At 57.1% G+C, this 247-nt stretch carries 1 protein-coding gene; it reads left to right on the top strand.

The genetic code is table 11. The annotated features are described in order from the left end of the window. Positions 1 to 247, top strand: a 247-nt coding sequence (locus tag IAE53_RS11515; protein ID WP_234456365.1) for an immunoglobulin-like domain-containing protein, incomplete at both ends; no start/stop codon positions are given.

The raw sequence follows: 247 nt of genomic DNA, 5'->3' as shown, positions 1-247 counted from the left end.
CCGTCCACGTGAACACTGCATTGGCCCACGACCTGGTCGTGACCCTGAGCAACAACGCCCAGGTCACCATCAAGGCTGGCCAAACCAGCGTGTCGTACGAGCACGCTGCGCAGGGCGATGACGTTTACAAAGACTCGGGTGAAATCAAACTCGGCAGTACTTCGGCTGTAGACATCGACGGTCGTACCTTCGAGAATCTGCAACTGGGCGGTAACGCGTCCGTTAAGGTCACTGACACTATCGACGA

Source organism: Leuconostoc sp. S50 (genome assembly GCF_016624925.1).
GTDB lineage: Bacteria > Bacillota > Bacilli > Lactobacillales > Lactobacillaceae > Leuconostoc > Leuconostoc pseudomesenteroides.
This window is presented reverse-complemented; position numbering and strand designations above follow the sequence as displayed.